Here is a 3,602-nt window from a genome sequence, read left to right as displayed (position 1 = left end):
GGCCGTCGGCTGCGCGCTCGCGGTGCTCCTCACGCGGGTACGGGCCGTGCCCCGGCTGGCGCAGGCGATGCTGGACCGCCATCCGAACCTGCGTGCCGCGTTCTGGGACACCGACGTGCCCAAACCGGTGCAGATCATCCCCTCACGCGCGGAATTGCCGTGGGCCGAACGACACGCGCTCACCACGGAATTCGAGGCGATCGCCGAATCCGAGCGCCGCGTCCCGTTCGTGCTGAGCCGTGGTCCCGCGCTGCGTGTGCTGCTGCTCGACGTCACCGACGCGCCCCAGCCGCGCAAGCGGATGATCCTCACCGCGCACCACATCCTGATGGACGGCTGGGCGGTCGCGGTGTTCTTCACCGAGCTGCTCGCCGTCTATCGAGCGGGTGGCACCCTCGACGGTCTGCCCGCGCCCCGTCCCTACCGTGACTACATCGGCTGGCTCGGCGCGCAGGACCACGACGCCGCGGCCCGCCGCTGGGCCGAGTACCTCCAGCAGGTCAGCGCACCCCTGGTGCTGGCCGACGGCACCGGCGATCGTGGCTCCGCAGTCCCGGAGACCACGCGACTCCGGTTGTCCGCCGAAGAAACCGAGCAATTGCAGCAGTGGGCGCGCACCAACGGGATGACGCTGAACACCGCAGTCCAGTTCGCCTGGACGCTGCTGCTCGGCCGCATCACCGACCGCCGAGACGTGGTCTACGGCACCACCATCTCCGGCCGCCCCGAGAAACTCGCGGGCGTCGAAGGCATGGTCGGGCTGTTCATCAACACCGTCCCGGTCGTGCACCGCCTCGACTCCGCCGAGCCGGTCGTCGCGCAATGCGCACGCCTGCAACGCGATTCGGCGACCATGCGCGACATCGGGTATCTCAGCCTGTCGACCCTGCAACGCGCGGCCGGTCACGGTGCCCTGTTCGACACCCTGTTCGTCTTCGAGAACGCCCCCATCGACGACGCCATCCAGACGGTCACCGCCCCCGACGGCGCCCGGTTCCGGCCGATCGAGATGGAAAGCCTCGCGCACTACCCGCTCACGGTCGTCTCCCACCTGAGCGACGGCGAACTCCTCGTCCTCGTCGAAGCGATTCCCGCGCTCCTCGGACACCTCGACCCCGCCGACCTCGGCGCCCGGATGCTGACCGTCCTGCGCACCCTGCCGACCCTCGACGCCACCGCGACCACCGATGCGATCGACCTGCTCACCGAGGCCGAGCACGCCGAACTCCGCAGTGCCGCAACGAATACGACTCCGGCGCCGACCGCCACCCCGTGGGAACTGTTCGAGCAGCAGACCACCGCTACCCCGGACGCGATCGCCCTCACCACCACCGCGGGCGAGGTGTTCACCTACCGGGCGCTGCACGACGAAGCCTGCCGGTTGGCCGGGGAGTTCGCCGCGCACGGCGTCGCCCCGGAAACCGTTGTCGCCCTGATGCTCCCGCGTAGCCCGCGCTCGATCATCACCATCCTGGCGACGTTCGCCGCGGGCGCTGCTTACGTCCCGGTCGACATCACGCTCCCGGCCGCCCGGATCGCCTCGATTCTGCGCCAGTCGAATCCGGTTCTCGCCGTCGTCCTCGACGGAGATCGGACGCTGCTCGACGGCGTCACCGAGACCACAGCCGATCACCGATCGGTGCCCGTGTTGGCGCTCGACGATCCTGCCGTCATCGCACGGGTCGCGGCCCGGCCCGCACAGGCCCCTGCGGTGAATCGCGAACTCGACCACAGCGCCTACATCATCTTCACCTCCGGCTCGACCGGCGAACCCAAAGGGGTCGTCGGCACGAACGCCGCCCTGGCGGGTTACTTCGCCGATCACCTCGCGCGCTTCTACCGTCCGGCCATGGACAAGCTCGGCCGCCCCCTGCGGATCGCGCACGCCTGGTCGCTCGGCTTCGATGCCTCCTGGCAGCCGATGGTCGGGTTCCTCGCCGGGCAGGCGCTGCACCTGTTCGACGCCGAGGAGATGCGCGACGCGCACCGCATCGTCGCCGGCATGGCCGAATTCGACATCGACATGATCGACACCACCCCGTCGATGCTCGCCCAGCTGGCGGCAGCGGGCCTGCTCGATCGTGACCTGCCGGTGCTGGCCCTCGGCGGCGAGGCGATCGACACCGCCCTGTGGGCGCGGTTGCGCGCGCTCCCCGCGACGGCTGTGTACAACTGCTACGGGCCCACCGAGACGACGGTCGAAGCGGTGGTCGCGCCCGTGGCCACCTCGGAGATCCCCACGATCGGCACCGCCAACGGCGGCATGGTCGGCTACGTGCTCGACTCCCGGCTGCGGCCGGTCCCGCAGGGCATCGTCGGCGAGCTCTACCTGTCGGGCGTGCAGCTGGCCCGCGGCTACCTCGGCAAGCCCGCCATCACCGCGGACCGTTTCGTCGCCGACCCGACGCGCCCCGGTGCGCGCATGTACCGCACCGGCGACCTCGTGCGCCGGCTCCCGGGTGGCCGCTTCGGTTACCTCGGCCGCGCCGACGCCCAGGTGAAGGTGCGTGGCTATCGCATCGAGGTCGGTGAGATCGAGACCGCGCTGCGGCGTTCGGCCGATATCGACACCGCCGCGGTCACTGTGGTGCGCCGTGCCGGGGGCGCGTCGCTGGTCGGCTTCGTCGTCGGCAAGGCCGGGCGGGCCGTGATCGTCAGCCGGGTGCGTGCCGATCTCGCGCAACGCCTGCCCGCGTACATGATTCCCGCGCGAATCGTCGTGCTGGACCAGCTGCCGGTGAACGTCAACGGCAAGCTCGACGGTCCCGCGCTGAACGAGCTCGCCGAGCAGTCGCTGTCGGTCGCCGACAGTAACGCGGCCGCCGAGACGCCCACCGAGATCGCGCTCAGCGAGCTGTTCGCCGAACTCTTCGACGGCCGCGCGCCCGGCATCGACGCCGACTTCTACGAACTCGGCGTCGACAGCATCGTCGCGATCTCGCTGGTCAACAAGGCCCGCCGCCGTGGACTCGCCCTCAATCCGCGCATGGTGCTGGCCTGCCCGACCATTCGCGAACTCGCCGCCGCCGTCGATGACGCACCGGCCGCCGCCGCGCAGTCCGGTGCCGACGCCTACGGTGTGGTCCCGCCGCTGCCGGTGGTCTCCTGGATGTACGAATACGGCAACTACCGCCGCTTCACCCAGGCCGCGCTGCTGCGTCTGCCTGCCGGAATCGACCGTGCGGCACTGGAATCCACCCTCCAGGCGCTGCTCGACGCGCACGACACCCTGCGCGCGGTGCTCACCGATACACCGGACGGCCCGCGCATGGTCACGCGCGCGCCCGGCGTGGTGAACGCGGGCGAGCTCGTCATCGAAGCACCGCGAGGGCTCAGCGGCACCGAACTCGACACGGCCATCACGAAATACGCGCGAATCGCGAACGACGCGATCGACCCACGGGCCGGGGAAATGGTTCGGGCCGTGTGGTTCGCGGGAACCGAGTCTGCTGTCGAAGACGTGCCGGGCTCCGGCGCCGGTGCCGACATCCTGCTGCTCGCCGTGCACCACCTCGCGGTCGACGTCGTGTCCTGGCACATCATGCTCGATGCCCTCGCTGCCGCCTGGCAGCAGATCCAAGCAGGCGTGACGCCGAAGATGC

The 3,602-nt window shown here is 70.4% G+C and carries 1 protein-coding gene; it reads left to right on the top strand.

Annotated elements, in window-relative coordinates:
- Window positions 1–3,602: amino acid adenylation domain-containing protein (locus ACFWF3_RS28295; RefSeq protein WP_379316515.1), on the top strand; the 3,602-nt coding region annotated here is incomplete at both ends.

This window comes from Nocardia sp. NPDC060220, from assembly GCF_042727815.1.
Taxonomy (GTDB): Bacteria; Actinomycetota; Actinomycetes; order Mycobacteriales; family Mycobacteriaceae; genus Nocardia.
The sequence above is the reverse complement of the archived record's forward strand: the minus strand, read 5'-3'. Positions and strand labels throughout refer to the sequence as shown.